The 23,407-nt window shown below is 64.8% G+C and carries 27 protein-coding genes and 1 pseudogene; 18 read left to right on the top strand and 10 right to left on the bottom strand.

Annotated elements, in window-relative coordinates:
- The first annotated feature begins 126 nt into the window (after positions 1–126).
- Entirely contained in the window at positions 127–1,527 is a 1,401-nt protein-coding gene (locus VQ042_RS14785) for an amidase (protein ID WP_331820591.1), read from the top strand.
- A 392-nt stretch (positions 1,528–1,919) separates the two neighbouring features.
- Here the strand turns inward: VQ042_RS14785 and VQ042_RS14780 are convergent, their stop codons facing one another.
- Positions 1,920–2,537 carry a hypothetical protein gene (locus VQ042_RS14780; RefSeq protein ID WP_331820589.1) on the bottom strand — a complete coding sequence of 206 codons (618 nt, stop codon included), beginning with the start codon at positions 2,535–2,537 and terminating at the stop codon, positions 1,920–1,922.
- Positions 2,538–2,637: 100 nt separating this feature from the next.
- On the opposite strand from VQ042_RS14780, the gene VQ042_RS14775 reads away from it, so the two are divergent.
- The 3 genes from VQ042_RS14775 (at position 2,638) to VQ042_RS14765 (ending at position 7,335) form a co-directional block, all read left to right on the top strand.
- Complete coding sequence (locus tag VQ042_RS14775) at positions 2,638–4,155, top strand: hypothetical protein (RefSeq protein ID WP_331820587.1); 1,518 nt, start codon at positions 2,638–2,640, stop codon at positions 4,153–4,155.
- Positions 4,152–6,482: a hypothetical protein gene (locus tag VQ042_RS14770; RefSeq protein ID WP_331820585.1), complete on the top strand. Its 2,331-nt coding sequence runs from the start codon at positions 4,152–4,154 to the stop codon at positions 6,480–6,482. Before VQ042_RS14775 ends, VQ042_RS14770 begins: the two co-directional genes overlap by 4 nt.
- A 562-nt stretch (positions 6,483–7,044) precedes the next feature.
- A complete protein-coding gene (locus VQ042_RS14765) occupies positions 7,045–7,335 on the top strand; it encodes a hypothetical protein (protein WP_331820583.1) in 291 nt (96 codons plus the stop codon).
- Position 7,336: 1 nt separating this feature from the next.
- Here the strand turns inward: VQ042_RS14765 and VQ042_RS14760 are convergent.
- Positions 7,337–8,078, bottom strand: a protein-coding gene (locus VQ042_RS14760) for an IS5 family transposase (protein WP_331820581.1) whose coding sequence is annotated in 2 segments (ribosomal slippage) — positions 7,337–7,756 and positions 7,758–8,078 — 741 coding nt in all. Because the reading frame shifts where the segments join, the coding sequence is not laid out codon by codon here.
- On the opposite strand from VQ042_RS14760, the gene VQ042_RS14755 reads away from it, so the two are divergent.
- Positions 8,021–8,428 carry a M48 family metallopeptidase gene (locus VQ042_RS14755; protein WP_331820579.1) on the top strand — a complete coding sequence of 136 codons (408 nt, stop codon included), beginning with the start codon at positions 8,021–8,023 and terminating at the stop codon, positions 8,426–8,428. The two genes, VQ042_RS14760 and VQ042_RS14755, sit on opposite strands and share 58 nt — an antisense overlap.
- Before the next feature lie 425 nt (positions 8,429–8,853).
- Here VQ042_RS14755 and VQ042_RS14750 read toward each other — a convergent pair whose 3' ends face one another.
- Positions 8,854–9,441, bottom strand: a complete 588-nt coding sequence (locus VQ042_RS14750) for a hypothetical protein (RefSeq protein WP_331820577.1) — start codon at positions 9,439–9,441, stop codon at positions 8,854–8,856.
- A gap of 66 nt (positions 9,442–9,507) precedes the next feature.
- On the opposite strand from VQ042_RS14750, the gene VQ042_RS14745 reads away from it, so the two are divergent.
- Positions 9,508–10,059: a Crp/Fnr family transcriptional regulator gene (locus tag VQ042_RS14745; RefSeq protein ID WP_331820575.1), complete on the top strand. Its 552-nt coding sequence runs from the start codon at positions 9,508–9,510 to the stop codon at positions 10,057–10,059.
- Positions 10,060–10,246: 187 nt separating this feature from the next.
- On the opposite strand, the gene VQ042_RS14740 is transcribed toward VQ042_RS14745, so the two are convergent.
- Positions 10,247–10,708: a c-type cytochrome gene (locus VQ042_RS14740; RefSeq protein ID WP_331820573.1), complete on the bottom strand. Its 462-nt coding sequence runs from the start codon at positions 10,706–10,708 to the stop codon at positions 10,247–10,249.
- Between the two features lie 81 nt (positions 10,709–10,789).
- On the opposite strand from VQ042_RS14740, the gene VQ042_RS14735 reads away from it, so the two are divergent.
- From VQ042_RS14735 to VQ042_RS14695, 9 genes are all read left to right on the top strand, one after another.
- Entirely contained in the window at positions 10,790–11,188 is a 399-nt protein-coding gene (locus VQ042_RS14735) for a hypothetical protein (protein WP_331820571.1), read from the top strand.
- 73 nt (positions 11,189–11,261) lie between these two features.
- Positions 11,262–12,815, top strand: a complete 1,554-nt coding sequence (locus tag VQ042_RS14730; RefSeq protein WP_331820569.1) for a multicopper oxidase family protein — start codon at positions 11,262–11,264, stop codon at positions 12,813–12,815.
- A gap of 124 nt (positions 12,816–12,939) precedes the next feature.
- A complete protein-coding gene (locus VQ042_RS14725; RefSeq protein WP_331820567.1) occupies positions 12,940–13,068 on the top strand; it encodes a hypothetical protein in 129 nt (42 codons plus the stop codon).
- Between the two features lie 16 nt (positions 13,069–13,084).
- Entirely contained in the window at positions 13,085–13,471 is a 387-nt protein-coding gene (locus VQ042_RS14720; protein ID WP_331820565.1) for a DUF302 domain-containing protein, read from the top strand.
- A 1-nt stretch (position 13,472) separates the two neighbouring features.
- A complete protein-coding gene (locus VQ042_RS14715; protein WP_331820563.1) occupies positions 13,473–14,147 on the top strand; it encodes a TVP38/TMEM64 family protein in 675 nt (224 codons plus the stop codon).
- Positions 14,144–15,454: an APC family permease gene (locus VQ042_RS14710; protein ID WP_331820561.1), complete on the top strand. Its 1,311-nt coding sequence runs from the start codon at positions 14,144–14,146 to the stop codon at positions 15,452–15,454. Before VQ042_RS14715 ends, VQ042_RS14710 begins: the two co-directional genes overlap by 4 nt.
- 62 nt (positions 15,455–15,516) lie before the next feature.
- Positions 15,517–17,850, top strand: a complete 2,334-nt coding sequence (locus VQ042_RS14705) for a heavy metal translocating P-type ATPase (RefSeq protein ID WP_331820559.1) — start codon at positions 15,517–15,519, stop codon at positions 17,848–17,850.
- A 10-nt stretch (positions 17,851–17,860) separates the two neighbouring features.
- A complete protein-coding gene (locus VQ042_RS14700) occupies positions 17,861–18,472 on the top strand; it encodes a class I SAM-dependent methyltransferase (protein WP_331820557.1) in 612 nt (203 codons plus the stop codon).
- 117 nt (positions 18,473–18,589) lie between these two features.
- The gene (locus tag VQ042_RS14695; protein ID WP_331820555.1) at positions 18,590–19,063 is read left to right on the top strand and encodes a DUF411 domain-containing protein; all 474 of its coding nucleotides are present in this window, start codon (positions 18,590–18,592) and stop codon (positions 19,061–19,063) included.
- Positions 19,064–19,255: 192 nt separating this feature from the next.
- Here VQ042_RS14695 and VQ042_RS14690 read toward each other — a convergent pair whose 3' ends face one another.
- The 5 genes from VQ042_RS14690 to VQ042_RS14670 form a co-directional block, all read right to left on the bottom strand.
- Positions 19,256–19,513: a hypothetical protein gene (locus tag VQ042_RS14690; protein WP_331820553.1), complete on the bottom strand. Its 258-nt coding sequence runs from the start codon at positions 19,511–19,513 to the stop codon at positions 19,256–19,258.
- Positions 19,510–20,160: a YcbK family protein gene (locus VQ042_RS14685; protein WP_331820551.1), complete on the bottom strand. Its 651-nt coding sequence runs from the start codon at positions 20,158–20,160 to the stop codon at positions 19,510–19,512. Before VQ042_RS14685 ends, VQ042_RS14690 begins: the two co-directional genes overlap by 4 nt.
- A gap of 99 nt (positions 20,161–20,259) precedes the next feature.
- A complete protein-coding gene (locus tag VQ042_RS14680) occupies positions 20,260–20,547 on the bottom strand; it encodes a DUF6127 family protein (RefSeq protein ID WP_331820549.1) in 288 nt (95 codons plus the stop codon).
- Positions 20,548–20,563: 16 nt separating this feature from the next.
- Positions 20,564–20,764, bottom strand: coding sequence for a hypothetical protein (locus VQ042_RS14675; protein WP_331820547.1), 201 nt, complete (start codon positions 20,762–20,764; stop codon positions 20,564–20,566).
- Positions 20,758–20,985 carry a hypothetical protein gene (locus VQ042_RS14670; RefSeq protein ID WP_331820545.1) on the bottom strand — a complete coding sequence of 76 codons (228 nt, stop codon included), beginning with the start codon at positions 20,983–20,985 and terminating at the stop codon, positions 20,758–20,760. The genes VQ042_RS14675 and VQ042_RS14670 overlap by 7 nt, the downstream gene beginning before the upstream one ends.
- Between VQ042_RS14670 and VQ042_RS14665 the strand changes: the two are divergent.
- From VQ042_RS14665 to VQ042_RS14655, 3 genes and pseudogenes are all read left to right on the top strand, one after another.
- Positions 20,969–21,403 (top strand): annotated as a pseudogene (locus VQ042_RS14665) (integrase core domain-containing protein); the annotation flags it as partial. The gene VQ042_RS14670 and the pseudogene VQ042_RS14665 overlap by 17 nt on opposite strands.
- A 524-nt stretch (positions 21,404–21,927) precedes the next feature.
- On the top strand, positions 21,928–22,617 hold the full coding sequence (locus tag VQ042_RS14660; protein ID WP_331820543.1) for a ParA family protein: 690 nt from the start codon (positions 21,928–21,930) through the stop codon (positions 22,615–22,617).
- The gene (locus VQ042_RS14655) at positions 22,607–22,939 is read left to right on the top strand and encodes a hypothetical protein (protein WP_331820541.1); all 333 of its coding nucleotides are present in this window, start codon (positions 22,607–22,609) and stop codon (positions 22,937–22,939) included. The genes VQ042_RS14660 and VQ042_RS14655 overlap by 11 nt, the downstream gene beginning before the upstream one ends.
- A gap of 82 nt (positions 22,940–23,021) precedes the next feature.
- Here VQ042_RS14655 and VQ042_RS14650 read toward each other — a convergent pair whose 3' ends face one another.
- Complete coding sequence (locus VQ042_RS14650; protein WP_331820539.1) at positions 23,022–23,339, bottom strand: DUF6634 family protein; 318 nt, start codon at positions 23,337–23,339, stop codon at positions 23,022–23,024.
- Positions 23,340–23,407 lie beyond the last annotated feature (68 nt).

The raw sequence follows: 23,407 nt of genomic DNA, 5'->3' as shown, positions 1-23,407 counted from the left end.
GTTGTCGGTCGCGGTCGCTTCCGGTTTACTGGATTCCAGCCGCGCATCCGTGGCGGCACGGCAAGCCCGATTCGCGCCGTAGCAATTTTCGAGTGATCGGGACCGAAAAACTTTAGGGCACGGACGATGGCTGATCTGTGGAAGGAGGGCGCTTGTGCCCTCTCTGAAATGCTGGAACGGCGTGAGATCTCGCCGTTGGACCTTCTCGACGAGAGCCTGTTGCGTATTAAGCGGATGGAACCTGTCCTGAACGCCTTTGCCTATCTCGACCCTGAGGGGGCACGTGAGGCCGCTGTGGCTTCGGCCAAGCGGCAGGCCGACGGCGCGCGTCTGGGGCCTCTCGATGGCATTCCGGTATCGGTGAAAGACAACCTCTATGTCGCTGGCATGCCGGGCTGCTGGGGCAGCCTTCTGCTTGAGGGGTACATGCCGCCGCAAGATGATATTTGCGTCGAACGCCTCAAGGCGGGCGGCGCCATCATTGTCGGCAAGACGACGACGCCGGAATTCGCCCTAATGGGACGGACGGAAAGCCGTCTGACAGGATCGACCCGCAATCCTTGGGATCCGTCGCTGACTCCTGGCGGATCAAGTGGTGGGGCGGTAGCAACGGTGGCGTCCGGGATGGTGCCATTAGCCCTCGGTACGGACGCCGGCGGATCAACGCGGATGCCCGCGTCCTATACCGGCATTATCGGTCTCCGCGGTTCAAATGGCCGGGTCCCACGCTGCTACGGATTTCCGCCGATGGCGCTGGATTTTCAATCAGTTGGGTTGTTCTGCCGAACAATGGCGGACCTCGACCTTCTGCTTTCGGTCTTGGGAAGGGCAGATCCGCGCGATCCGGCATCGCTCCTTCTTCCGCCGATCTCTCGTGAAAGCGGAAGCCGGCGCGTTGGTTGGTTCGTATCCATTGGTAAGGATGCCGCTGATGACGAAGTTATCGCGGCGCATGCGGAGGCGAAAGACGCATTGGTGGCTGCCGGTCATCAGGTGACGGAGACTGATCCGCCCTTTGACTTCAATGAACTCTTATCCCTTTGGGAAATTCTAACGGCGGTGGGCGCGGCGCGTGCCGCCGAGTCTTTGCAAGGCAACAAGGAGCTGCTTACGGATCAGATCGTGGGGCTGCTGAATACAGGATCTAAGGTCAGCGGAATAGACTACGTCCGTGTTCTGGATCGCTTGCAGGCCTTTCGGCGTGAGACGTCGAGCCGCTGGGGCGGGTTCGACGCCTTGCTGCTGCCGTCGACCGCGTCGCCGGCGTTCGATGCCACACGGGAAGCGCCTGAGACGATCGGCGGGCGGCCGGGCAGCGGACCAGTGCAAGGGATGTTCTGCGGTTGGGTTAATGCGATGGGGTATTGCGGCCTGAACGTGCCTGGACGCCCGCATCCAGACGGCCGCCCCATCGGTCTACAGATCGTTGTACCGGCTGGTCGTGACAATGTGGCCCTGCAGATTGGCCGCGAACTGGAGGCTGCGTTACCTTGGGCTGATCGGTGGCCGCCTGCCGCCATGGCCTAAAGATACTGATCAACAATCTTCAGGCCAACGGCAGTCTCACTCGCTCATCGTATACGACGCCGGCGATAAGCCCAGTCGTCGCGAAAATAGGAACACCCAATCCGAGAGATAGGCCGAGCTTTTCCTGGAAAATTGCGGGGGATTGCCCATCGCGGTGGTCATGATGAGCCCCCATGCAACGCACATGAGCAGGAGGCATGTGATCCAATCAGGTTGCGCAACAATCTTTTTGCCTTTTGTACGGACCCTGAGGCTTCGGTCGATAAGGAGCTCGATCGCGAAGTCGCCGGTCTACTCAGCAGAACTCGGCTGCTGAAAACGCACTAAGGCTATACTTCATCCCTCTCAGCGAGCACCGAGTGCCTCGGCGCCACTGACAACTCTGATCAAGTTCAACCCGCTTCCGATGACGCGTCCCACGGCCTTGGTCGGCCCGGGTAGACACGACAATTTTCCGTCGTGCCGTTCAGCACCAGCCGCCCGCGCATCCTCGCCGTGACGCTGGCGTTGATCTTGTAGAGCAGCGTTGCGCCGAGCAGGTAGGTGCCGTCGACCGGAGCTACGAAGTAGTTGTTCGCGGCGTCGAACGCGCCCTGATCGTTGTAGTCGGTGTTGTTCAGACCGATCTTCGTCCAAGCCCCGACGCCGACATAGTTGTCGTAGTTCGTGTACGCCTTGAACCGCGGCAGCCGGGGCTGATCGACGATGCCGGTGGCGTTATCGACGCTCAGCCCGTCGAAGAAGGTGCTGCCGTCGACCGAGACCGCGAGCCGGAAGCTGTCAGAGCCGAACAGCCCCACCAGCGCCTTGGTGACGAACCCGGTCTGAAGGACCAGCCCGAGGTCGTCGCCTACAGTCTCCTTGTTAATGGTGTGGAAGAGGTCGCCGGGGCCGCCCTCGGTCATGGCCTTCGCCGCCCAGAGCGCGGCGTTCAGCTTCGTCGAGAACGGGTTCGACGCATCCGCGGTGGTGCCGAGCCCAAGGGGCGCCGTGTTCTGCAGCGCAATCACGTCGGCCGGATGATGTTCTATCCTGAAGGTCTATTCAACAACGGGATGCGCCGGTACCTTTATCCGAAGCGGCACCGGGAATGTCGCTGGGGGAGGGAACGTGGACGCGCTGCCGCAGTGGACGTCTAAGATCGACAAGCGCGGCCTTGATCCGCTTGGAATGCAGAACGCCGGCGTGGTGCTGTACCAAGCCCTGCTGCCCGGAATAAGCAACATCACTCTGCGTATGCGTTACTACGGATTCTTCTGCTGGCTCAGCGACGCCTATGCCCGTCGCGGTGTGACGACCGACTTCGAAATTTGGCGGCAGTGGGTTCGCCGGGCCGAGGCGCTCTATGCGCTGGTCTGCGCCGACGCGACTGGTGAGGGCGGCGTCGGCGGTATCGAATGGGCTTATCAGGCGCTCCAGACGGACAAAGACGTCATCGACTTCTCGTCGGCGGCCTCGACCGACCGAGGCGTGAAGCAGTATCTGATCCAACGGCTCGGCGTGTTCGGTGCGGCCTATTTTACCCAGATGCAGGAGATGGGCCTGTTCGAGGAAGGCCCGAACGGCATCCAGCGGATCACCGCCGAAGCCGGGCTGACAGCAGCCGACGCGTTTCGCTCCGCCATCGGCAAGGATCTCGAGGCTAGATTCGTCGCGGCGATCGACGCCGGGAAGGTCAACCGCGCCACGATCGCGGCGCTTAGGTCCATCGTGCCATCGGAGATTCCCAACCAGTCCAACGAGCGGGAGATGTATGAGTACATCCTTTTTGCCGGCCGCCCGGAGGCGACCGATGCAGACCGGAGCCGCAGCGCGAGCCTCAGGTTGATCCTCGACGTCGCCGGGCAGGGCGCCGAACGGCCGACGCCGGAGAGCGTACGCTGGGCGCTGTACGACCCGCCCGTCCAGGACCTTCCCACCGATCTGGAGCGGCAGCGGCTTCTGTGGGAGGTGTATCACTGCCAGGACCTCTTCCAGGTGGCGGCAGCCAGCCTGCTGGCTTGGGCGATGGCGATCATGTCCGAGTCCGAGGACGGCAGGCCGCTCACCGAGATACGAGGTGCATTGGAGACCCGGCTCTCGGAGCTCGACGGGAAGGGCGCGGCCACTGCGTGGAGCGATTATCGGGATGGGATCGACGCCGGTGAGTTCTACTGGCGCGATGCATGGGCTAGGTTGATCGGAAGGCGGGGATCGCCCGAGGAGAAGGCGTGGGTGGCGGTCGCGCTGATCGCCGCTTTGCACCGCCGGACGTCGGTGCGCGAAGATCTGCGGCAGGCCATGCAGTCGGCGCTGCCGATAAACGGCCAGGCGCGGTCTCTGATGACTGAGCTTCGGTGGTTCGATCACAACGAGAACGAGCAGGTCGCGACCAAGGTCGGCAACTACGTCGCGCGCCGCATCGTGCTGCGACACAGCTGGGTCGCGATGCAGAAGCTGCGCCGGCAGCGCGACTACACGTTCCTCTTCGAGGCCCGGGACGGACGGCTCGTCTGCCTCAACGGCTACCAGCCCGTGCCGACGACACCGCGTCTAGCGCCCGCCATCCAGTTCCTCGAGGACGTCCACCTAGTGTCGGCGAGCGGGCTGACGGAGCTTGGACGCGCGCTGCTGGGTGTCGGCCAGTGAAGCTGCCGGAGCGCTTCGCCCGCCGGAAGGGGCGCGGCTTCCACTCCGCGATTGTGACGAGCTTCGCCGTCGAGTTCGCTGCCTTCGAGGAGGTGATGCTGCCGCAGCTTTCGATCGGCGGCGCGAGCAACGTCCTACTGATCGCCGATGCCAGGTTGGTCACGATGGGGCTAAGCGACGGATCGGCGCTGCCCGAGGCGCTCGGGCGCGATTATCTTCTCCATTCGCCGCCCGTGGCCGATGGACTCTTCCACCCGAAGATCGTCTTACAGATCGGGCGGGGGGGCGGACGGTGCTTCGTCAGCTCGGCTAACGTCACCGGCGCTGGCCTCGGCGGCAACGTCGAGGTGGTCGTCGAAATCGAGTGCGGCGTCGAGCAGAGCGCCGAGCGTGAGATAGTACGCGCGGCCTGGCGTTACGTGAATGCGATCGTGCCAGAGACGGCGGGAGCGGCGCGGGAGGCGCTGACCTGGGCGGGCGAGCGCGCGCGCTGGCTGGGCGAACCGGGCGGAACCGACGCCGCCCAGACACTGGACGACGGAACCGTGATGGCTCTTCTGGCCCAGCCGGGCGGGGCGGGGATCGGCGCCCGGTTCGCCGAGCTCATCGGCGGGGAGGCGGTCGAGCGCCTCGTGCTCCTCAGCCCCTACTGGGACCATGATGTTGCAGCGATCGCGGCCTTGGAGCGTTCACTGTCGCCCGGCCGCACTTCGATCCTGCTCGATGTTGACCGGCACGAGTTCCCGGTCGCGGTGCCAATGCCCCCGCATCGCGAAATTATCGACATTTCGGATTGGCGCCCGAGCCGCTTTACTCACGCAAAGGTGCTGATCGCGATGACGCGGGATCACGACCATGTGCTCAGCGGCAGCACCAACTGCACGGTGGCGGCGCTGGGCGGTGACGGATTCGCAGGCTCTAATGCGGAGGCGAGCGTCTATCGCCGTCTTCCACGCGGCGCCGCCGCGGCGGCGCTTGATCTAGACAGATGGCTTGCGGCTGAACCGTTCAACATGAGCGATCTCCCGGAACCGGTCAGCACGACGCCGGTCCCGCTGGCGGAGATGCAAGCCGGCGGCGCAGGGTCATTTGAGACTGAAGGAGGGCGTCTTATCTGGCGGCGGCCGGCCGGGCGCTGGGCCGAAGGCGTCGTGGCGCTGATGACCGCGTCCGACGAACTGATCGTTGAGCTCGACATCGCGGGCTTCACGACGGATGGGGACCGGCTGTCCGTCTGCGTCGGTGAGGCCGACCTCGAAAAGACCACCTTCGCGCGGATCCGGTCCGCCAGCGGGAATTCCCTTCGCGGATTCGTGGTCCATCGCGCCGCGCTGCGGGCGCGACGCCGAGAATCCGCCGGAGGCAGCGTCGCCAAAGCGCTGTCGACTTTCGACGACGGCAACGATTTGCACCTGTGGATGCACCAGGCGTTCGACGAGCTCTCGCGGGCCGACGTCGAGGAAGACGGTGGGAGTCAGGTTGGGCGAACCGGGCCGCGAGCGAGACCGGAGGAGGGGCCCGCGTCGGAGATCCGCTTCATGACCTATGAGGAGTTCATGTCCGCGCGTTTGGCGCGGCGGGGACGCGGCGGACGCCTGGATAGCGCCGTAGCCGGCACGCACTTCGACAGCGTCCGCGCGCTTCTGAACAGGCTGTCGGGCTATAAGCCTGAGGAAGGGGGCGGGCTCGGCGACGGCGACGACGATTCGTGGATGGACTTGGGCGACGAGATGGGAGAGCTGGCCGACACTCCCGAACGGCAGCAAGCGTCTGAACCCGACGAGCCGCGCGTCAGGCCTGCGCCGGACATGACGGCTTACGACCGCGCGGTGAGGATCTACACTGACGGTTTAGCGGCCGAGCATCGGTCGCTGGGCGCCCCCGATGTGCTGCGCCTGCGGCTCTGGATCATGCTCATCCTGCGGGAGGCACAGTGCGAAGCGGCGCCGAGGGGGATGCCGGCTGTTTCGGACGAGAAGGGATGGCCGCGCCTCATCATCAGGGTCGTGTCCGCGTTCTTCTGGGGGAAGCGTTCGCCGATCAGCCGGTTGGTTGTTTCGAGGGATTACGAGGAGATGCCTGTCGACTTCCTCGAATGCTGGTCTGCCGTTCTCTGGGCGATCGACGCGATCACGGCGGCCGTGCCGGCCCAGCCGAGGACGCAGGACTTTCTGCGGCGCGTGCCGACGCTGCGGGCGCACGTCGTACTCATGCTCGGCCTGACGCCGGCGGACCTGCACGGAGACGTGATGAAGGCCCACCGCGATGGTCTGGACGCCGATCTGGGAACACGGCTCGGCTTGACGACGGCTGCTAAGGCGGCATGATTTGGCCGATGTCAGCGTGAGCGCCCTTGTCGCGCGGCTCCCGGGGCTCCTGAGCGAGTGGCGGCGATGCTCGAGGGAGGGCAGGCTCGATCGCCGCCTGGGACGAGTGCTCGGCCAAATGAAGCCGCTGTTGCCGTCCCGGGCGGGCGGACGGCTCGACGCGGATCGGCTTGCGATACTCCTGCCAGCACTTGCGATTTCACTAAGGGATCGTCCGCTGGGCGGCGGCTCGATCAATCCGTGGACGATTGCAGGACTGAAGCGCCGGGAGGTCCGAACCGCCGCCGTCTTGGCGGCACTGTGGACGCCGGCGCAGGTCTGCGGGGACATGGAAGGCCGCCCGCGTTCACGCCGACGACATCACCGAGGCCGACGCCCGCAGCGCCCTGCAGCAGCTTGATCCGCTGTGGGACGAACTCTTCCCCGCCTAGCAGGCGCGCATCGTCACGCTGCTGGTCGAGCGTGTAGTTATCGGCACGGACGGGCTGAACGTGCGGCTACGCATCGACGGTCTCGCTGGCCTTTCCCGCGAGATGCTGGGCGGCAATATCGGAGAAGCCGCGTGACACGCGGCGCGCCGATTCCCGAGACCGTGACGCTCCACGTCCCATTCCGCATCGTTAAACGCGGCGGGCGGAAAGAGATGCAGTTGCCTGAAGGCGCTACCCATCCGCGTCGGACGGACAGCACTCTGGTCAAGGCGCTGGCCCGCGCGTTCCGCTGGAAGCGAATGCTGGAGTCGGGTGAGTTCGCCACCGTTTCCGAACTTGCCGAGCGAGAGGGGATCGCACCATCCTACATGACCCGCGTCCTGCGCCTGACGCTGCTAGGACGCGGACTCATTGCGCATTGATCTAGATGCGGATGGCAGCGAGCTTGAGCGCGGCCATGAAGTTGTCGGCCCGTCGGTCATAACGGGTCGCAAGACCGCGCATCTGTTTCATGCGATTGAAGAAGCGCTCGACGAGGTTGCGCTGGCGGTAGACCCAGCGGCTGAAGGCGAAGGTGTCCTTGCGGATCGAGCGCGGCGGAATGTTCGCCCACGCCTTTCGCCCGGCGACGAAGGATCGGATGCCGTCGGTATCGTAAGCCTTGTCGGCAATGACAGTGGCTCCGGGCGCGACCGCTTCGAGGAGACGATTGGCCATTGGCGCGTCGCCGGCTTGTCCGGCTGTCAGCTCGAGGCGCACCGGTCGCCCTTCGGCATCGACGAGGGCATGGATCTTGGTGGTCAGGCCGCCACGGGAATGTCCCATGCAAGGATCGGTGGACCCCCTTTTTCGCGCCGGCACCATGCTGGTGAACGCGAACGCAGGATGAGTCGATCATGACGATGTCGCCGTCGTAAGCCTTGGACACCTCTGCCAGAAGACAATCCCACACACCGGCAGCTCGCCAGCGGGTAAAGCGATTGTAGAGCGTGGTCCGAGGTCCGTAGCGCTCCGGGACATCGCGCCAGGACGAGCCCGTTCGAAACCGCCACAGGATTCCGTTTATCACCCGGCGATCGTCGACCCGGGGAACGCCACGGCTGTTCTGTGGCAGCAGCGGCTCGATCACCGCCCATTCCTGATCCGTCAGTTCGCGACGACGCATGGCTGACGCGTGAACTGGTCGAGGCATGGTACCGGGACCGGGCACACATCAGGTTTCCGGAGCGGATCGAGCTCTGTCTCGGCCACTTCCCGGATCCGGAGGCATTCAGGCCGAAAGGTCTCATCGTACGCCAGACCCGGCAGCGATGGGGGTCCATGTCGCCGGCCGGACGCCTGCTGCTGAACCGCCGCCTCGTGCAGGCGCCGGTCGACGCCATCGACTACGTGATCACCCACGAGCTCTGCCATGTGGCGGAGCCTCATCACGGTGCTGCCTTCTTCGAGCTACTCTACAAGGTGATGCCCGATTGGGAGCGTCGGAAGCAGAGGTTGGAAAGGGCCATGGCCTGAGAACTTCCGAACCCGGTCGCGGCAGACGCAAACGCGACTCCAATCCAAGCAATTTCAGTGGCTCAAAATTCCTCTGCTTCTACAAGAACTTAAGAGAAATTCACCAAATTCGCGCAGTCATGAGGTCCAGAGAATATCGGCCCCAAGAGAACGCTCACGGGCCTCACAGCACTGGGGCTGGTGCTCAGCCCCTCCCGCATAACCCTCGAAAACAACGGAAAAATCCGGCCGCAGCCGGATCGGGAGAACGCTTTCGCGAGGGCAGGTGGCGGAGGGAATGGGCCTGATATCCAACCGTCTCCACCTTAAGTCATTGTTTTTATTTAATCTCCCATTGCGCATCGCGCTTCATCCGTCTGTAATCGCGCGCGCTCAAGTCGCGTCCGGTAGAGCGAGCCCCGAACCCTCGGTGTCCTTCTCGGACCTCAATGCGCGTGTGGATTTTGCCCGGTCGCCAGCGCGAGGTGATGGGCCTGGTGATGCATGCCCACTGTCATTACGCCGATGAACCCGAGGGCCCTGATGCGGGCAGGGTCGGCGCCGGTCACCACCAGGGCCGCGCCACCCGGGATCTCCGACGCCTGCATTGTCCAGCCTTCGACACCATTCAACGTCGCTGCGTGGACCGGGACCATGGCGCGGATCGAGGTGGTGACGGCCGCGTCCTCCGCAGTCGCCTCGAATCGGGCACCACCTTCGATCTCCTCGACGCGGACGCGGGCGCGAAGCGTCACGTTGTCCATGTCGATGAGATGCTGGCGAAGCGCCTCGATATCGACGCGGCTCCAGTCCGTCGTCGGATCCGCCATCAGCTGCGCGACAATCTCCTGAATGGCGGCGAAGGCGGATTGCCCCCCTTCCATGAGCCCTGCGGGAACGGCATCCGCGTTCATCCCCTGACCCTCGTGGGACATACCGGGCGTGTGCTGCCCGTGCTGCATGCCCCCATGTTGTGCGGTCGCACTCTGCGCCAGCGCCAGGCCGGGAACGGAAAGAAACGCGACGACGAACATAAGGCGGATCATGGGGCCTCCATTGGGTGCGTGGCCCCCTTGTTGCAGAGGAATGACGGCAGTCATATGATCACGATCATGCGGACGTCGATTTCCCTGCTTTTTCAGGAGGCACGCGACACCGGGCTTGCCCCCGGTGAGACGCTGTTCGCGGCGGGCGAAGATGTCGCTAACATCTTCATGGTGCGCTCGGGCAGAGTGCACCTGCAACGCCACACGACGCATGGCGCGCAAATGGTTCTGCAGAACGCGGGACCAGGCGTAGTTGTCGCCGAAGCCTCGGCCTATTCATCCCGGTATCACTGCAATGCTGTCGCCGCCGAGGAAAGCGTCGTCGCAGGCTTGCCGAAGGAGCGCTTCCTGTCCGCGCTCGCCGACGATCCGGCTCTGGCGGAAAGCTGGTCCGCGTTGCTGGCCCGCAGCGTTCAGGCGGCGCGGCTAAGGTCGGAGATCCGGTCGTTGCCAAGGGTTGCGGACCGTCTCGACGCGTGGCTCGGTGAAGGGAACGCTCTGGCTGAGAAAGGCCGCTGGCAGGAGGTGGCAGCGGAATTGGGCGTCACGCGGGAAGCGCTCTATCGCGAGCTTTCGCGACGCCGAACGAATAATCCATCGCTGTAGCGCTCTGGGGGTAACCTGGCTTGAATAGCGCGGGCTGCAGCCACCCTGCGCAACGGATGACGTTGCGGGGGTGTCGCGGTTCGCCCGCCTGGCAGTGAACGGCCTCTTCGCCGGGGTTATTGAAACCGCCCTGATGAAGCCACACGACCAGGATACCGTGTGCGGTCTCCGTTTCGTGGGGTGCCCCTCATCCGGAGCGCGAGACGTCCAACTGGTAGTTGCGCTCGCGCTCCGGCCATGTGCTCTTGATATAGTCGAGAACGGCACGGATCTCCGCATCGCTCAGTAGGTCTGCGAAGCCGGGCATGTCGCTCTCGTATCCGCCACCGACGACGGCGGCGGTGCCTTCCTTGACGATCCGGAACAGGACCTCGTCGCGATGGTGCCATGTGTGGCCGCTCTCGTCGTGCGGCGGTGCGGGCAATCGGCCGGATGCAAGCGGCGTGCGCCAGTCGGGCTGACCCTCCAGGTCCGCGCCGTGGCAGGCGGCGCACTGACCTGCATAGATCTGGCGTCCTTGCGCGATGATGTCCGCCGACGCTACGGCGGTGGATGCGGTACCGGCATAACGCCAGCCGGCACAGACCGCGAGGATCACACCTCCCACGACCAGACCGATCCCGACAGTATTTCGGAGAGCTTTTCCCAAGACGTCTGTCCCAGATCGCTGCAGAATATCATTCGCGTTTGGCTGCACCCACGTTGTGCCAGCGGTTAGGCGCCTGCGACAATGGACATTCTCGTGAGCAATGCCTATCTCTCAAGCATGTTCGCACGCGTCATCACCATGCTTGCCATGCTCGCGATCACCGTGGTGACGACGGCGACCTCCGCGCATGCGACACGCATGAGCATGAATTCCGGTGCGGATCACGCGATGCATGTCGCCGATATGACGCACGCTTCGGTCATCGCGGACCTCGGCTGTGACGCTGGAGAGCACTGTGGATCGACCGATGCCGAGATGTGCGCGTTCGTCTGCGCAGGCCTCTCTGCCTTCCTGACCTCGGCAGGTGGGGAAGCCGGGCCCACCCACGCCACCTCCCGTCATGATTTCCCGTCCGAGGCGATCCACGTTAGCCGCGCGCCGGGACTGGCCGAACACCCTCCCAAGCTCCGTCTCCTCTGATCGCGCCCGGGCCGACGCCCGCGGCGTCCCATCGGCCTTTGTGAACGGGACCCGATGTCCCGAGGAGACGACCATGAACACGCTTTCACGACGCGGCTTTCTTGCCGCAAGTGCTGCCGCAATTGGCGCGGCACAGATGCCCCGTCTTGCCTTCGCGCAGTCGGTGGCGCCGATCAGCCTCGCCGCCGCGACCCGGACACTCGATATCGACGGGCGCGCGGCAACCGTCTTTGGCCTTGCCGGGCCGGGTGGTCAGCGACTGATCCTCGACCCCGGCCAGAGGTTTCGGGTCGATCTGACCAACAATCTCGATGTCGGCACCATCATACACTGGCACGGCCAGATCCCGCCAAATGCGCAGGACGGCGTGCCGGACATGCCGATGCCCCTTCTCGCACCCGGTGAGACCCGATCCTACGACTTCGAGGCGCGGCAGGGCACCCACTGGATGCACAGCCATGTGCCGACGCAGGAGATGCGGCTGCTGGCGGCACCGCTGATCGTGCGCTCGTCCGAGGATCTGGCCGCCGACCGGCAGGACGTCGTGATGTTACTGCATGATTTCTCCTTCAAGACCCCCGAGGAGGTTCTGGCGGAGATCACCGGGGGCCATGGCGGCGGGCACGGTGCAGGCCATGGTGCCGGTGCATTGCCCGATCAAGGCGCTCCCATGGGAGGCATGGGGGCGATGCAGGGCATGGACCACGGAGCCATGGGCCACGGCGCCACGGGCGGCATGCCGATGGGCAACATGCCGGGAATGGGCGGGATGATGGGCATGGGCGGCCAGATGGGCGGCACGGCCATGGACCTGAACGATTACGACTGGGACGCCTATCTCGCCAACGACCGGACCCTGTCGGACCCCGAAGTGGTGCGCGTCGAGCGTGGCGGGCGCATCCGGCTGCGGGTTATCAACGCCGCCGCGGCGACGGTGTTCTGGATCGACACCGGCGGGGCTCAGGCGCGCCTGATTGCGGCGGACGGACACGCAGTCCAGCCTGTCGCGGGCAACCGGTTCGGGCTGGCGATGGGCCAGCGGCTGGACATCGAGATCGACCTGCCGAACGAAGGTGGCGCCTGGCCGATCCTCGCCCTGCGCGAAGGCGCGCGGGAGCGCACCGGCCTAATCCTCGCCACGCAGGGTGCCGAGGTCCGGCGCCTCGATTCCATGGCGGAGACCGCAGCACCCGCGTTCGACACCGATCTTGCGCAGGAGGCGCGCCTCATCGCCCGCGATCCCCTGCCGGATCGGCAGGTGGACCGCAGCCAGATGCTGATGCTGGGCGGCTCGATGCAGCCCTATGTCTGGACGATCAACGGGGCCGTCTGGGGCCAGCACCAGCCGATCACCGCGCGCAGCGGCGAACGGGTCGTGCTGTCGTTCCACAACATGTCGATGATGGCCCACCCGATGCATCTGCACGGGCATGTGTTCCAGGTCGTCGGCCTGAACGGGCGGCGTGTTGCCGGTGCCCTGCGCGACACGGTTCACGTCCCGCCGATGTCGATGGTCGATGTCGCGCTGGACGCCGGCGAGGCCGCCCGCTGGATGCTGCATTGCCATCACATGCCGCACCTTGCGACCGGCATGATGACCGAGTTCGCGGTCACGGCGTCGGTGTGATCCGGGCGGGGCGTCCGGACAGGGCGCCCCGACGTCCCGACACCGATCCTGTGCCATCCTGCCCCATGTTGTCGCGAGAGCTGGTCAATAGGCGCACCCTGCGGGTGAAAATCAGGAGGATGAGATGATGAATTGGAACGATATGGGCTCCGGGATGGGTTTCGGAATGGGGTTTGGCGGGCTCTTCGGCCTCCTGATCCTTGCGCTGGTCGTTTTGGCCATAGTCCCGCTGGTCAAATATCTTCGGAAATAGACGAAAGGACTTCTCAATGGCTTACACAATCAATCGCATGATCCCCGACATCGGGATCGACGACATCGACGCGCGCGCGCGAAAGGCGCTTGCCCACCACGGCTTCGGCGTCCTGACCGAGATCGACGTCAAGGCGACGATGAAGAAGAAGCTCGGTGTCGAGATGCCCGCCTACCGCATCCTCGGCGCCTGCAACCCGAAGATGGCGCATCAGGCCATCGGGATCGAACCGCGCGTGGGTGCGATGCTGCCCTGCAACGTCATCCTGCGCGAGGTGGGGGGCGGCGTGGAAGTCAGCGCCATCGATCCTGTGGCGTCGATGCAGGCGATTGAGAACGCCGAACTGACGGCCGTGGCGGGCGAGGTGCGCGACCTCCTGGCGAAGGCCGTCGCGGCGGTCTGAGATGAGCCTGCGCGCCACCATTCTCGCCGGCCTTGCGATCCTCGGCATCGGACTGCTCGCTGTCTGGCAGTTCGCGCCTTCGGTATTCGCCGAGGCGCGCAGCCTCCTGGAGCCCGAGCGTCTGGAAATGCTGGTGGCGCGCGCGGGTCTCTGGGGGCCGGTCGTGATCGTCACGCTCATGACCCTCGCGGTCGTGGCCAGCCCGATCCCGAGCGCGCCGATCGCGCTGGCGGCGGGAGCAGCCTATGGGCATGTCTGGGGGACCGTGCAGGTCGTGATCGGCGCCGAACTCGGGGCTCTGATCGCCTTCGGCCTCGCGCGGGTTCTGGGGCATGATGCCTTGCGGCGGGTTTTCGGGGACCGCGTCGATGCCGGGCTTCTCGGGTCGCAGGCAGCGTTGACGGCGACGGTTTTCGCCAGCCGCCTTATGCCCTTCGTGTCCTTCGACATGGTCAGCTACGCGGCCGGACTCAGCCGTCTCCATGCTTGGCGTTTCGCCGTCGCGACACTGGCGGGCATCATCCCGGCGAGCTTCCTGCTCGCCCATTTCGGCGGCGAGGCGGTTAGCGGAGACCTCGGGCGCGCGACATGGGCGGTGCTCGGACTTGGGCTCGTGACGGGGTTGCCGCTGCTCTGGGTGGCGCTGCGGCAAAAGCCTGAAAAGGAAAATCCATGACGAAAAGCGATTACGAGAAAAACAGCATTACCCTCCCGGGTGCTGTGGCCATGGGAACCGGCGTGATGATCGGCGCGGGCATCTTCGCGCTGACCGGCCAGATCGCCGAGCTTGCCGGGCCGCTCTTCCCGCTCTCGTTCATCGTGGGCGCCATCGTGACCGCGTTCAGCGCCCACACCTACATCAAGATGTCGAACGCGTATCCGTCAGCGGGCGGCATCGGGATGATCCTGAAGAAGGCCTACGGCCCGACGACGGTCGCGGCGGGCGCCGCCCTGCTGATGGCGCTGTCGATGGTGATCAACGAAAGCCTCGTCGCGCGCACCTTCGGCACCTACACGCTGCGGGCGTTCGGCGGCGATCCGGACAGCATCCTCGTGCCTATTCTCGGTGTCGGGCTGATCGTCTTCGCCTATCTCGTGAACGCATCGGGCACCCGGTCGGTCGGGCTGTTCTCCATCATCATGGCCGTGCTCAAGGTGGGCGGCATCGCGCTGTTCGGCGCAGCGGGTCTTTGGGCAAGCGGCATCTCGTTCGAGGCGACGGGTGATGATTTTGCAGCCACAGGGTTCGTGGCGTCGGTTGCGCTGTCGATCCTGGCCTTCAAGGGCTTCACGACCATCACCAACAGCGGCGCAGAGGTCACCGACCCGCACAGCAACGTGGGCCGGGCCATCATCTGGTCCATCGCGCTCTGCGTCGTCGTCTATCTCTTGGTGGCCTTCGCGGTCGGCTCCAGCCTGCCGCTCGACCGTATCGTGGCGGCGAAGGACTACGCGCTGGCCGAGGCCGCCGAGCCCGCGCTCGGGCAAACAGGCTTCTACCTGACGGTGGCGCTGGCGCTGGTGGCCACCGCGTCGGGTCTGATCGCCAGCGTGTTCGCGGTCTCGCGGATGCTGGCGATGCTGACCGACATGAAAATGATCCCGCACAGCCATTTCGGGATGCCGGGCACGATCAAGGATCACACGCTCGTCTATACCGTCGTGATCGCGGGTTTCCTGACCGTCTTCTTCGATCTCAGCCGCATCGCCTCGCTCGGGGCCTTCTTCTATCTGGTAATGGACATGATCATCCACTTCGGCGTGTTCCGGCATCTGCGCGAGGAAATTGGCGCGCAAGGCTGGGTGTTGCTGACGGCCATCGCCCTGGACGCCGTGGTGCTGGCCGCCTTCGCTGCGATGAAGTGGCAGTCCGACCCGCTAATCGTCGTGGTCGGCATTCTTGGCATGGCGCTGGTGTTTCTGTTCGTCCGGCTGTTCCTGGCGCGCAATCCTGTCGGGGAAGGCGCTCACGACCATCACTAAAAGGGCTTGAGCTTCCAGTCTTTGGAAGCGGCAAGCAAAAAACATCGAAAGGCTGGCAGACCATGGAGCACGATCACCATCACGCAACGCCCGACATCCCGGCTGGGACCGAGACGGCAAAGGACCCGGTCTGCGGGATGACGGTCGCGGTCAAGACGGACGGGCGTCACGCCGCGTTCCAGGGCGAGACCTTCCATTTCTGCTCCGTGAAGTGCCAGACGAAGTTCAAGGCGGATCCGTGGTTCTACGCCTCGGGCCGGGCCGCGGGACAGAAGAAGGCTGCTCCGGCCAACGTCCAGTACACCTGTCCGATGCATCCAGAGATCGTCCGCGATGCGCCGGGTTCCTGCCCGATCTGCGGCATGGCGCTAGAGCCGATGGTCCCCTCTGACGAGCCGAGCGAGGAGCTGACCGACTTCACCCGCCGGATGTGGATCTCGGCTGCCGCGGCGGTGCCGCTCATCATCCTGACGATGGGGGAACTGGTCGCGCTGCCGGTTCGCGACTGGATCGGGCATCAGAACGCAAGCTATCTCGAATTCGTGCTGGCCACGCCGATCATCCTCTGGGCCGCCTTGCCATTCTTCCGGCGCGGCTGGGACTCGATCGTGAACCGCAGCCCCAACATGTGGACGCTGATCAGCATCGGCGTGGCGGCGGCCTACCTCTACTCGATCGTCGCTACGTTCCTACCGGGTGTCTTTCCGGAACAGTACCGGATGGGCCACGGCGTCGGCACCTACTTCGAGGCGGCGGTTGTGATCGTCGCGCTGGTCTTTGTGGGTCAGGTGCTGGAACTGCGAGCGCGCGAACGCACCGGGGATGCTATCCGCGCACTTCTGGACCTCGCGCCCAAGACGGCGCGGCGCATCCTGCCGGACGGCACCGAATACGATGCGCCGCTGGAGAACATCATGGAGGGCGACCGGCTGCGGGTCCGTCCCGGAGATGCGGTGCCCGTCGACGGCACGGTGATCGAAGGGCGATCCTCGCTGGACGAAAGCATGCTGACCGGTGAATCGATGCCAGTCGAAAAGGGCCCGGGAGACACTGTGACCGGGGCCACGATCAACAAGAACGGGAGCCTCGTGATCGAGGCCGCCAAGGTCGGGTCCGACACTGTCCTCGCGCAGATCGTGGCCATGGTGTCGAACGCGCGGCGGTCCCGCGCTCCCATTCAGGGGTTGGCCGACCGGGTCTCGGCGGTGTTCGTGCCGACGGTGGTCGCGGTGGCGGTCTTCGCCTTCGTCGTGTGGATGATCTTTGGGCCAGAACCTGCGCTGGTCTTTGCCATCGCCTCGGCTGTCTCGGTGCTGATTATCGCCTGTCCCTGCGCGCTCGGGCTGGCCACGCCGATCTCGATCACCACGGCAGCGGGACGCGGAGCACAGGCGGGTGTGCTGATCAAGGATGCCGAGGCTCTGGAACGTATGGCGGCTGTCGATACGCTGATCGTGGACAAGACCGGCACGCTGACCATGGGCAAGCCGAAGCTGACGGACGTTGTGGCGCTTGGTGAAATCACCGAGATCAACCTGCTGTCGCTGGCCGCAGCTCTGGAGCGCGGCTCGGAACACCCGCTGGCTGAGGCGATCGTCGAGGGAGCCGAGGCGAAGGGTGCGCCGCGTCAGGAGGCCACGGACTTCGACGCCGTCACCGGAAAGGGCGTGCAGGGCCGTGTCGGTGGGCGCGCGGCGGCGCTCGGCAACGCGGCGATGATGCGGGAGATGGGGCTCGACACCGCGCAGGCCGAGGCAAAGGCCGACACCCTCCGCGCCGAGGGCAAGACGGCGATGTTCGTCGCTCTTGACGGAGCGCTCGTCGGCATCGTGGCGGTCGCCGACCCGATCAAGGACAGCACCGCACAGGCCATCAGGGAACTTCATGCCCAGGGGCTGCGCGTGATCATGGCGACAGGTGACAACGAGCGCACGGCGCAAGCGGTGGCGGGCAAGCTTGGCATCGACGAGGTGCGCGCAGGTATCCTCCCGGAGGCGAAGAAGGACCTAATCGACCAACTGCGCCGCGACGGCCACAAGATAGCAATGGCAGGCGACGGGGTGAACGACGCGCCCGCACTGGCCGCCGCCGATGTCGGCATCGCGATGGGCACCGGGGCGGATGTGGCGATGGAAAGCGCGGGGATCACCCTGTTGGGCGGCGACTTGATGGGCATCGTGCGGGCGCGCAAACTCGCCCGCGCGACCTTGCGCAACATCAAGCAGAACCTGTTCTTCGCCTTCGCCTACAACGCCCTTGGCATCCCCATCGCAGCAGGACTGCTCTACCCCGTCACAGGCCTTCTCCTGTCGCCGATGATCGCGGCGGCGGCGATGAGCCTGTCATCGGTGTCGGTCATCACGAACGCGCTGCGGCTGCGTCGGGTCGATCTGTGAGGGAACGACCATGGCTGAAGAACCGAACCGCTGGGAAAACGTCTACCAGAGCAAGGCTGAGGCCGAGACGAGCTGGTTCGAGGATCGTCCGCAGGTCTCGCTCGACCTGATCGCGGCGACAGGGGCAACCAGCGATGCCACCATCGTCGATGTTGGCGCGGGGGCGTCGCGGCTGGTGGACTGTCTGCTGGACCAAGGCTTCCTCCGCATCACCGTGCTTGACCTGTCGGACACAGCGCTGGCAAAGGCTCGCGCGCGACTGCCTGACGATGTGCCCGTCGAATGGGTTGCGGCGAACGTCCTCGATTGGGAACCGTTAGGGCTCTTCGATGTCTGGCACGACCGGGCGGCGTTCCATTTCCTGACCGACGTTGCCGATCAGGAAGCTTATGTGCAGGTCATGGATCGGGCACTCGTCTCTGGGGGCCATGCCATTATCGGCACCTTCGCGCCGGATGGCCCGGAAAAGTGCAGTGGACTGCCGGTTGCCCGCTATGACGCGGCTCTTCTCGCTGAACGGCTGGGCCCAGACTACCATTTGATCCGGTCGCTGATCCACGATCATTACACGCCTTGGGGTAGCGTGCAGCGGTTCCATTTCGGCCTGTTCAAGAAGAACTGAGGACTTGAAACTCCGGTAGAATGCACAAGCTTCTTCGGTCAACAGACGTTAATGAGAAAACCAGCGGTTCGGCCGGGATATTCTCAACCGAACCGATCCGACGAAGGAGATATCTTCATGCCGTCCAAGATTTCGCGCCGCTGGTTGCTACTTTGCGCTGGTGCTGCGTCGGTCGCAGCCGTTGTCCCAGCGATGGCTGAAGTCAGGCCAGCGATTCATGTCCTCAAGGACCCCAATTGCGGATGCTGCACGGCATGGATCCAGATCCTGCAGTCTGAAGAGTTCGATGTGACTGTCGAGCCGAGCATGGGAACGTTGCTTGCCCGCTACAAGCTCGACAACGGCATCCCGCAGGAGATGGTTTCTTGCCACACCGGAAGGATCGACGGCTACATGATCGAGGGTCATGTTCCGGTTGCCGACATTCGCCGTCTCTTGGATGAACGCCCTGACGCCGTCGGACTTGCGGTACCCGGGATGCCATACGGATCACCTGGTATGGGGCCGGAAACCGAACGCGAAGCCTACGAGGTCTTTCTGATCCGCCGCGACGGTTCGACAGAAGTCTTTTCCAGCTATTCCGCTGCCTGATGGCCAAGTCTGCAACTGGCCACACATCACCGGCCAGCGCACGCGCGGGCCTGATCCCGCATCACAGCGTAGTCGCTCAACATCTCTGCGACCACCGACCTCTCTGGCAGCAAAGCCAGTTCCTCGGCCGCCCGAGCCTTGAACTCCCGGCTGTAATCGACCGCAGGCGGACATATTCTGACAGCGCGCCCTTCAGAAGTCACCGTCGCGCAACCGCTGAGCAAGCTCGTTGCGATCACGAGGACGGCGCGCCGCAGCCTCCAGCATCTCGCGTTGAACATCATTGGCCTTCTCCATGGTCTCAAGGCGTTCAGAGAGGCGTCCCGCTCGCTCGCCGGAGCGACGCAGGGCCAGCAGAAACAGAAGGATCGCGAACACGGTGACGCCGTAGCGAAGCGCCGCGCGCGCCCATGCCGATCCGGCGAACATGGCCACAAGGCCACCAATCATCGCCGCCCCCTGCGCCAGTCATCGAGCCGGGCGTAGATCGTGACCGCGATGCCACCGAGCGCCACCGCGATGAACATCCAGCGCAGGGTGTCGAGATACGGGACCAGCGGCAGGACAGCGCTCTGCGTCTCCGCCAGCACCTGCTGGGCCACCTCCACCCCGGCCGCGCCCAGCGTCGCGACACCCGCCGCACCGCCGCCCTTCATGGTGCGGCTCTCGGCCAGCGCTTCGCGCGCGGGCGGCGTCTCGGCTGCGAATGCGGTCTCCCGAACCGGAAAACGCTCGCCCCATTGCCGCGCGGGGCCAAGGTCGACATGGATGAAGCCCAAGCGCGGGTAGAAGCCGAAGCCGAGGAACCCGACCTCCCGTGCCGCGGCCTCGAACGCCACCGGGTCGTGGTTCGCCATGGCGATGTCGAAGGCGGCGCCGTCGAGGTGCTTCGACCGCGTGGCACCGCCGACGGCACGGTTGTGCTCGGGGCTGCGATAGGCGGACCGGACGATCAGCGGCCTGCCCAGCCGGTCGCGCAGCGCCTGCAGCTTGTCGAGGCCGGTTCGTTGATCAGCAGCTTGCCAGTGCCCCTGCAGGCGATCTCGGCCGGGCTGAAATTCGGCCAGCGCCAGGCACCCTCCGGCGCCTTGCGCCAATGGTCGTAGAACGTCGTGCTCATGGGGATCCTTCCGGAAACAAAAAACCCGCCTCGAGGGCGGGTCATTGCGGGCTAATGAATGGGGGATGGGGCGCGGCTACGGGCCGCCGCCGAAGATCTTGAGCTTGATCGCGATGGCAGCGAGCAGCGCCAGCATGACGCCGGTGGTGATCATGCGAATGGCGGTCTGCATGGCAGTGCGGCGCACGAGCCGGATGCAGTCGACGAGAGCGCGCAGATCGCGGATGTCGAGCGCGGCCTCGTCGCCGTCGAGCCCGACATCGGCCAGCGCGCGCTTCGCGCCTTCCTCCGCCGCCCGCGTCAGGATCGCCTCGAACTCGGCGTCGGGCATGCGCACGAAGCCCTCGGATCGGGGTGGGTTCATTGGGTCCTCCTTCCGCTCAGCCGAGTTTGCAGCCCCAGAACGAGGTGTGATCGGCGGCGAAGTAGCCGTCCGCAACCCGGAAATACCCCTGCAGCTCGACGGTATCGCCCGCGGTGAGCGGAACCATCGTCTGCAGCCAGATGGCAGTGGCGAGCGAGACATGGGTGGCGGAGATTTCGCCGAGGGAGCCGCGGATTTCTGTCGTGCCGTTCAGCACGAGCCGCCCGCGCATGCGCGCCCTGGCGCTGGCGTGGTCTTGTAGAGCAGCGTCGCGCCAAAGAGGTAGGTGCCGTCGACTGGCGCCACGAAATGGTTGTTCGCGGCGTCGAAGGTGCCCTGATCGTTGGTGTCGGTGTTGTTGAGGCCGATCTTCGTCCAGGCTCCGACGCTGACGTACTTGTCGTAGTTGGTGTACGCCTTGATCCGGATCGATCGCAAGCTGAACTCGACCAGCGTCGTCGACGCCTTGACCGACCTGTTCATCCTGCGCGGCGTGCCCGACCATATACGCTCGGACAATGGGCCGGAATTTATTGCCAAGGCAGTGCGGGAGTGGATCGTCGCCGTGGGTGCCAAAACCGCATTCATCGAGCCGGGCCGCCCATGGGAGAACGGCTACTGTGAAAGCTTCAACGCCCGACTGCGGGACGAACTCCTCAATGGCGAGATCTTCTACTCGCTGGCCGAGGCGAAGGTCGTGATCGAAAGCTGGCGCCGCCACTACAACACGGCACGTCCGCACTCGTCATTGGGCTACCGCCCGCCGGCACCGCACGTCCTGCAATGGCCGGCTTCGCCGCCCGGACCAGCTTCGCCGGCCACGCCAGCCTTGGCGCAAAGACCGCTCATGAACTAAGGTTTGCCCTGGCAGGGGATTAAACGTCGCAATCTCAATGGTTTGTGAAGAATTCACCAAAACTGCGTAGTCATGAGGTCCGGAGAATACTAGCCGTCAGAGACCGCTTCCAAGCCTCTTGGCGCCGGGGGGTGTTCAGCCCAACCCGCATAACCCTCGAAAACAACGGAAAAATCCGGACGCAGCCGGATCGGGAGAACGCTTTCGCAGGGGCAAGTGGCGGATGGGAAGGGATTCGAACTCTCGGTACGGCTTCCGGATGAAGCTTGAGCGATGGCAACGCGCCGATCTCGGTCATGAGGCCGAGGACCGGGAGAACGCATATTCCGTTCACTTAGCTGAAGGCCCGCTCCCACCAGGGCGGCCAGCGTTCGCTCGATGCGAGCTAGCCGACTGCTAGCAGGCAGATAGCAGCTAGCCAGTTGCGAGCCAGCAGCCTGCCATTCTCTCCCATCGGGCACGCTTCTTACTTTCATGAAATCGGCCAACGCTCCGAGGATGATCAACCAAGGAGATGAACGGCTATGCCTGTTCTCGCATCCGTTTCATTCAAGGGCGGCTCCGGCAAGAGCTCGATGGTCCTGGCGTTGGCCAGCGCCTTCGCCGATGCCGACGCCCGCGTTCTCATCATCGACGCCGATCCCAATGCGCCGCTCGTGCGCTGGTCGCAGATGGCCGGCCGGCCCGGTACGATCCAAGTCATTCCTGCCCTGGATTCCGCTCAACTGGAGAAGGCGGTCCAAGGCGGAAGAACCCATTTCGACGTCGTCTTGGTCGATTCCGAAGGAAGCCGACGCTCGCTCGGAATGCAATCCGCCGTCCTCGCCGACGCCGTCCTGGTGCCCTGCCGTCTGTCGGTCCTAGACGCCATCGAGGCGATCGGCGTCGACATTCTCTTGAGATCGATGATGGGGAACTCCGCCGTTCCGCTGGCCTATGTGCCCTCGGCGACCACCATGCTGTCCTGGCGGGAGAGGACGGCCCGGGATGCATTGGAGCAACTCCGGCTAATGCAGCGCCCAATGCTTCCGGGCCTTCCGGACAGGGCGGCGCATCGCGCTGTCTGGTCTTACGGCGGGACGATCCATTCGCTGAACGACGCCGCCGTGTCGGGTCTGCCGAGCGCGCGAGCCGATGCGGAGGCGCTCGCCTCGGCCGTGCTGACGAAGCTCCTCGATCCGGCCATGCACATGGAGATGCGTCATGGCCGATGACAGTACATCCAAGCGCACTGGAGATCGGCCTCGCGACCTCAGGCTTGATCTTCTCCAGGCCGCGCACGCCTCTCTTGGACCCGAGCTCCAGCGGGTCACTTGGCCGCCGGAGCAGTCCGGCAGACAGCAGGCGGAATCGCCCCCGCTGCTCGACGGGCGAGCCTTGCGCCGGAAAGGCCGGACAGAGCAGTTGAACATCCGGATCACGCCGGAGCTCAAGGCCGCCCTGATCGGGAAGGCGGCCAATTGTGGGATGACGATTGCCGATCTGGTCATCCTGGCCCTGGAGAGCAGCCTCGGAAGCGGAGATACCAAGCGGTAGCCCGCGATCTCTCTGGGACTCCGTCCTTCATTGATCTGACGCAGGCATCGAGCGGAGGACGCCTCAAGCAAGAACTCCTACCCTATTGCAGATCGTTTCCCGCGGGCACGCCGAGGCGATACAAGCGCGAGAGGGTGCGGCCCCAGGTCAGCGATCGATCGACGTGCCAGAGCGGCGAAGTCATCACGGAGCCGGGCCCGCAGTCGGGATGTCCCTCGACATGCCCAGCCATCCTGAATGTCGACTCGGCCACAAGCCCCCAGCCGGTGAGGAGCGGAGCCTCCGAAAGCTCGCCCTCACTCGGACCCTGGCCGGCGGCGATGCGGTCAAGATCGTCGGCAAGCGCGCACAGACGGCGGGTGAGATCGGCCGTTCCTTGCGGCGGGATACGGGGCAGCATGAATGCCCTCCTTCATGATCAATGGTTCTGATGGCGACCCGGCGAGATGTCTCGCCCGCCGGGTTGAT

It is taken from the genome of Aurantimonas sp. A2-1-M11 (genome assembly GCF_036549475.1).
Lineage (GTDB): Bacteria > Pseudomonadota > Alphaproteobacteria > Rhizobiales > Rhizobiaceae > Aurantimonas.
Note: the sequence above shows the minus strand (reverse complement) of the source record. Positions and strands in the feature narration are given on the sequence as shown.

Coding starts and splice junctions, on each gene's coding strand:
- VQ042_RS14785 (WP_331820591.1), top strand. CDS start 127: ATGGCTGATCTGTGGAAGGAGGGCGCTTGTGCCCTCTCTGAAATGCTG.
- VQ042_RS14750 (WP_331820577.1), bottom strand. CDS start 9,441: ATGTTCGTCGTCGCGTTTCTTTCCGTTCCCGGCCTGGCGCTGGCGCAG.
- VQ042_RS14745 (WP_331820575.1), top strand. CDS start 9,508: ATGATCACGATCATGCGGACGTCGATTTCCCTGCTTTTTCAGGAGGCA.
- VQ042_RS14735 (WP_331820571.1), top strand. CDS start 10,790: ATGGACATTCTCGTGAGCAATGCCTATCTCTCAAGCATGTTCGCACGC.
- VQ042_RS14730 (WP_331820569.1), top strand. CDS start 11,262: ATGAACACGCTTTCACGACGCGGCTTTCTTGCCGCAAGTGCTGCCGCA.
- VQ042_RS14725 (WP_331820567.1), top strand. CDS start 12,940: ATGATGAATTGGAACGATATGGGCTCCGGGATGGGTTTCGGAATGGGG.
- VQ042_RS14720 (WP_331820565.1), top strand. CDS start 13,085: ATGGCTTACACAATCAATCGCATGATCCCCGACATCGGGATCGACGAC.
- VQ042_RS14715 (WP_331820563.1), top strand. CDS start 13,473: ATGAGCCTGCGCGCCACCATTCTCGCCGGCCTTGCGATCCTCGGCATC.
- VQ042_RS14710 (WP_331820561.1), top strand. CDS start 14,144: ATGACGAAAAGCGATTACGAGAAAAACAGCATTACCCTCCCGGGTGCT.
- VQ042_RS14705 (WP_331820559.1), top strand. CDS start 15,517: ATGGAGCACGATCACCATCACGCAACGCCCGACATCCCGGCTGGGACC.
- VQ042_RS14700 (WP_331820557.1), top strand. CDS start 17,861: ATGGCTGAAGAACCGAACCGCTGGGAAAACGTCTACCAGAGCAAGGCT.
- VQ042_RS14695 (WP_331820555.1), top strand. CDS start 18,590: ATGCCGTCCAAGATTTCGCGCCGCTGGTTGCTACTTTGCGCTGGTGCT.
- VQ042_RS14690 (WP_331820553.1), bottom strand. CDS start 19,513: ATGATTGGTGGCCTTGTGGCCATGTTCGCCGGATCGGCATGGGCGCGC.
- VQ042_RS14680 (WP_331820549.1), bottom strand. CDS start 20,547: ATGAACCCACCCCGATCCGAGGGCTTCGTGCGCATGCCCGACGCCGAG.
- VQ042_RS14660 (WP_331820543.1), top strand. CDS start 21,928: ATGCCTGTTCTCGCATCCGTTTCATTCAAGGGCGGCTCCGGCAAGAGC.
- VQ042_RS14655 (WP_331820541.1), top strand. CDS start 22,607: ATGGCCGATGACAGTACATCCAAGCGCACTGGAGATCGGCCTCGCGAC.
- VQ042_RS14650 (WP_331820539.1), bottom strand. CDS start 23,339: ATGCTGCCCCGTATCCCGCCGCAAGGAACGGCCGATCTCACCCGCCGT.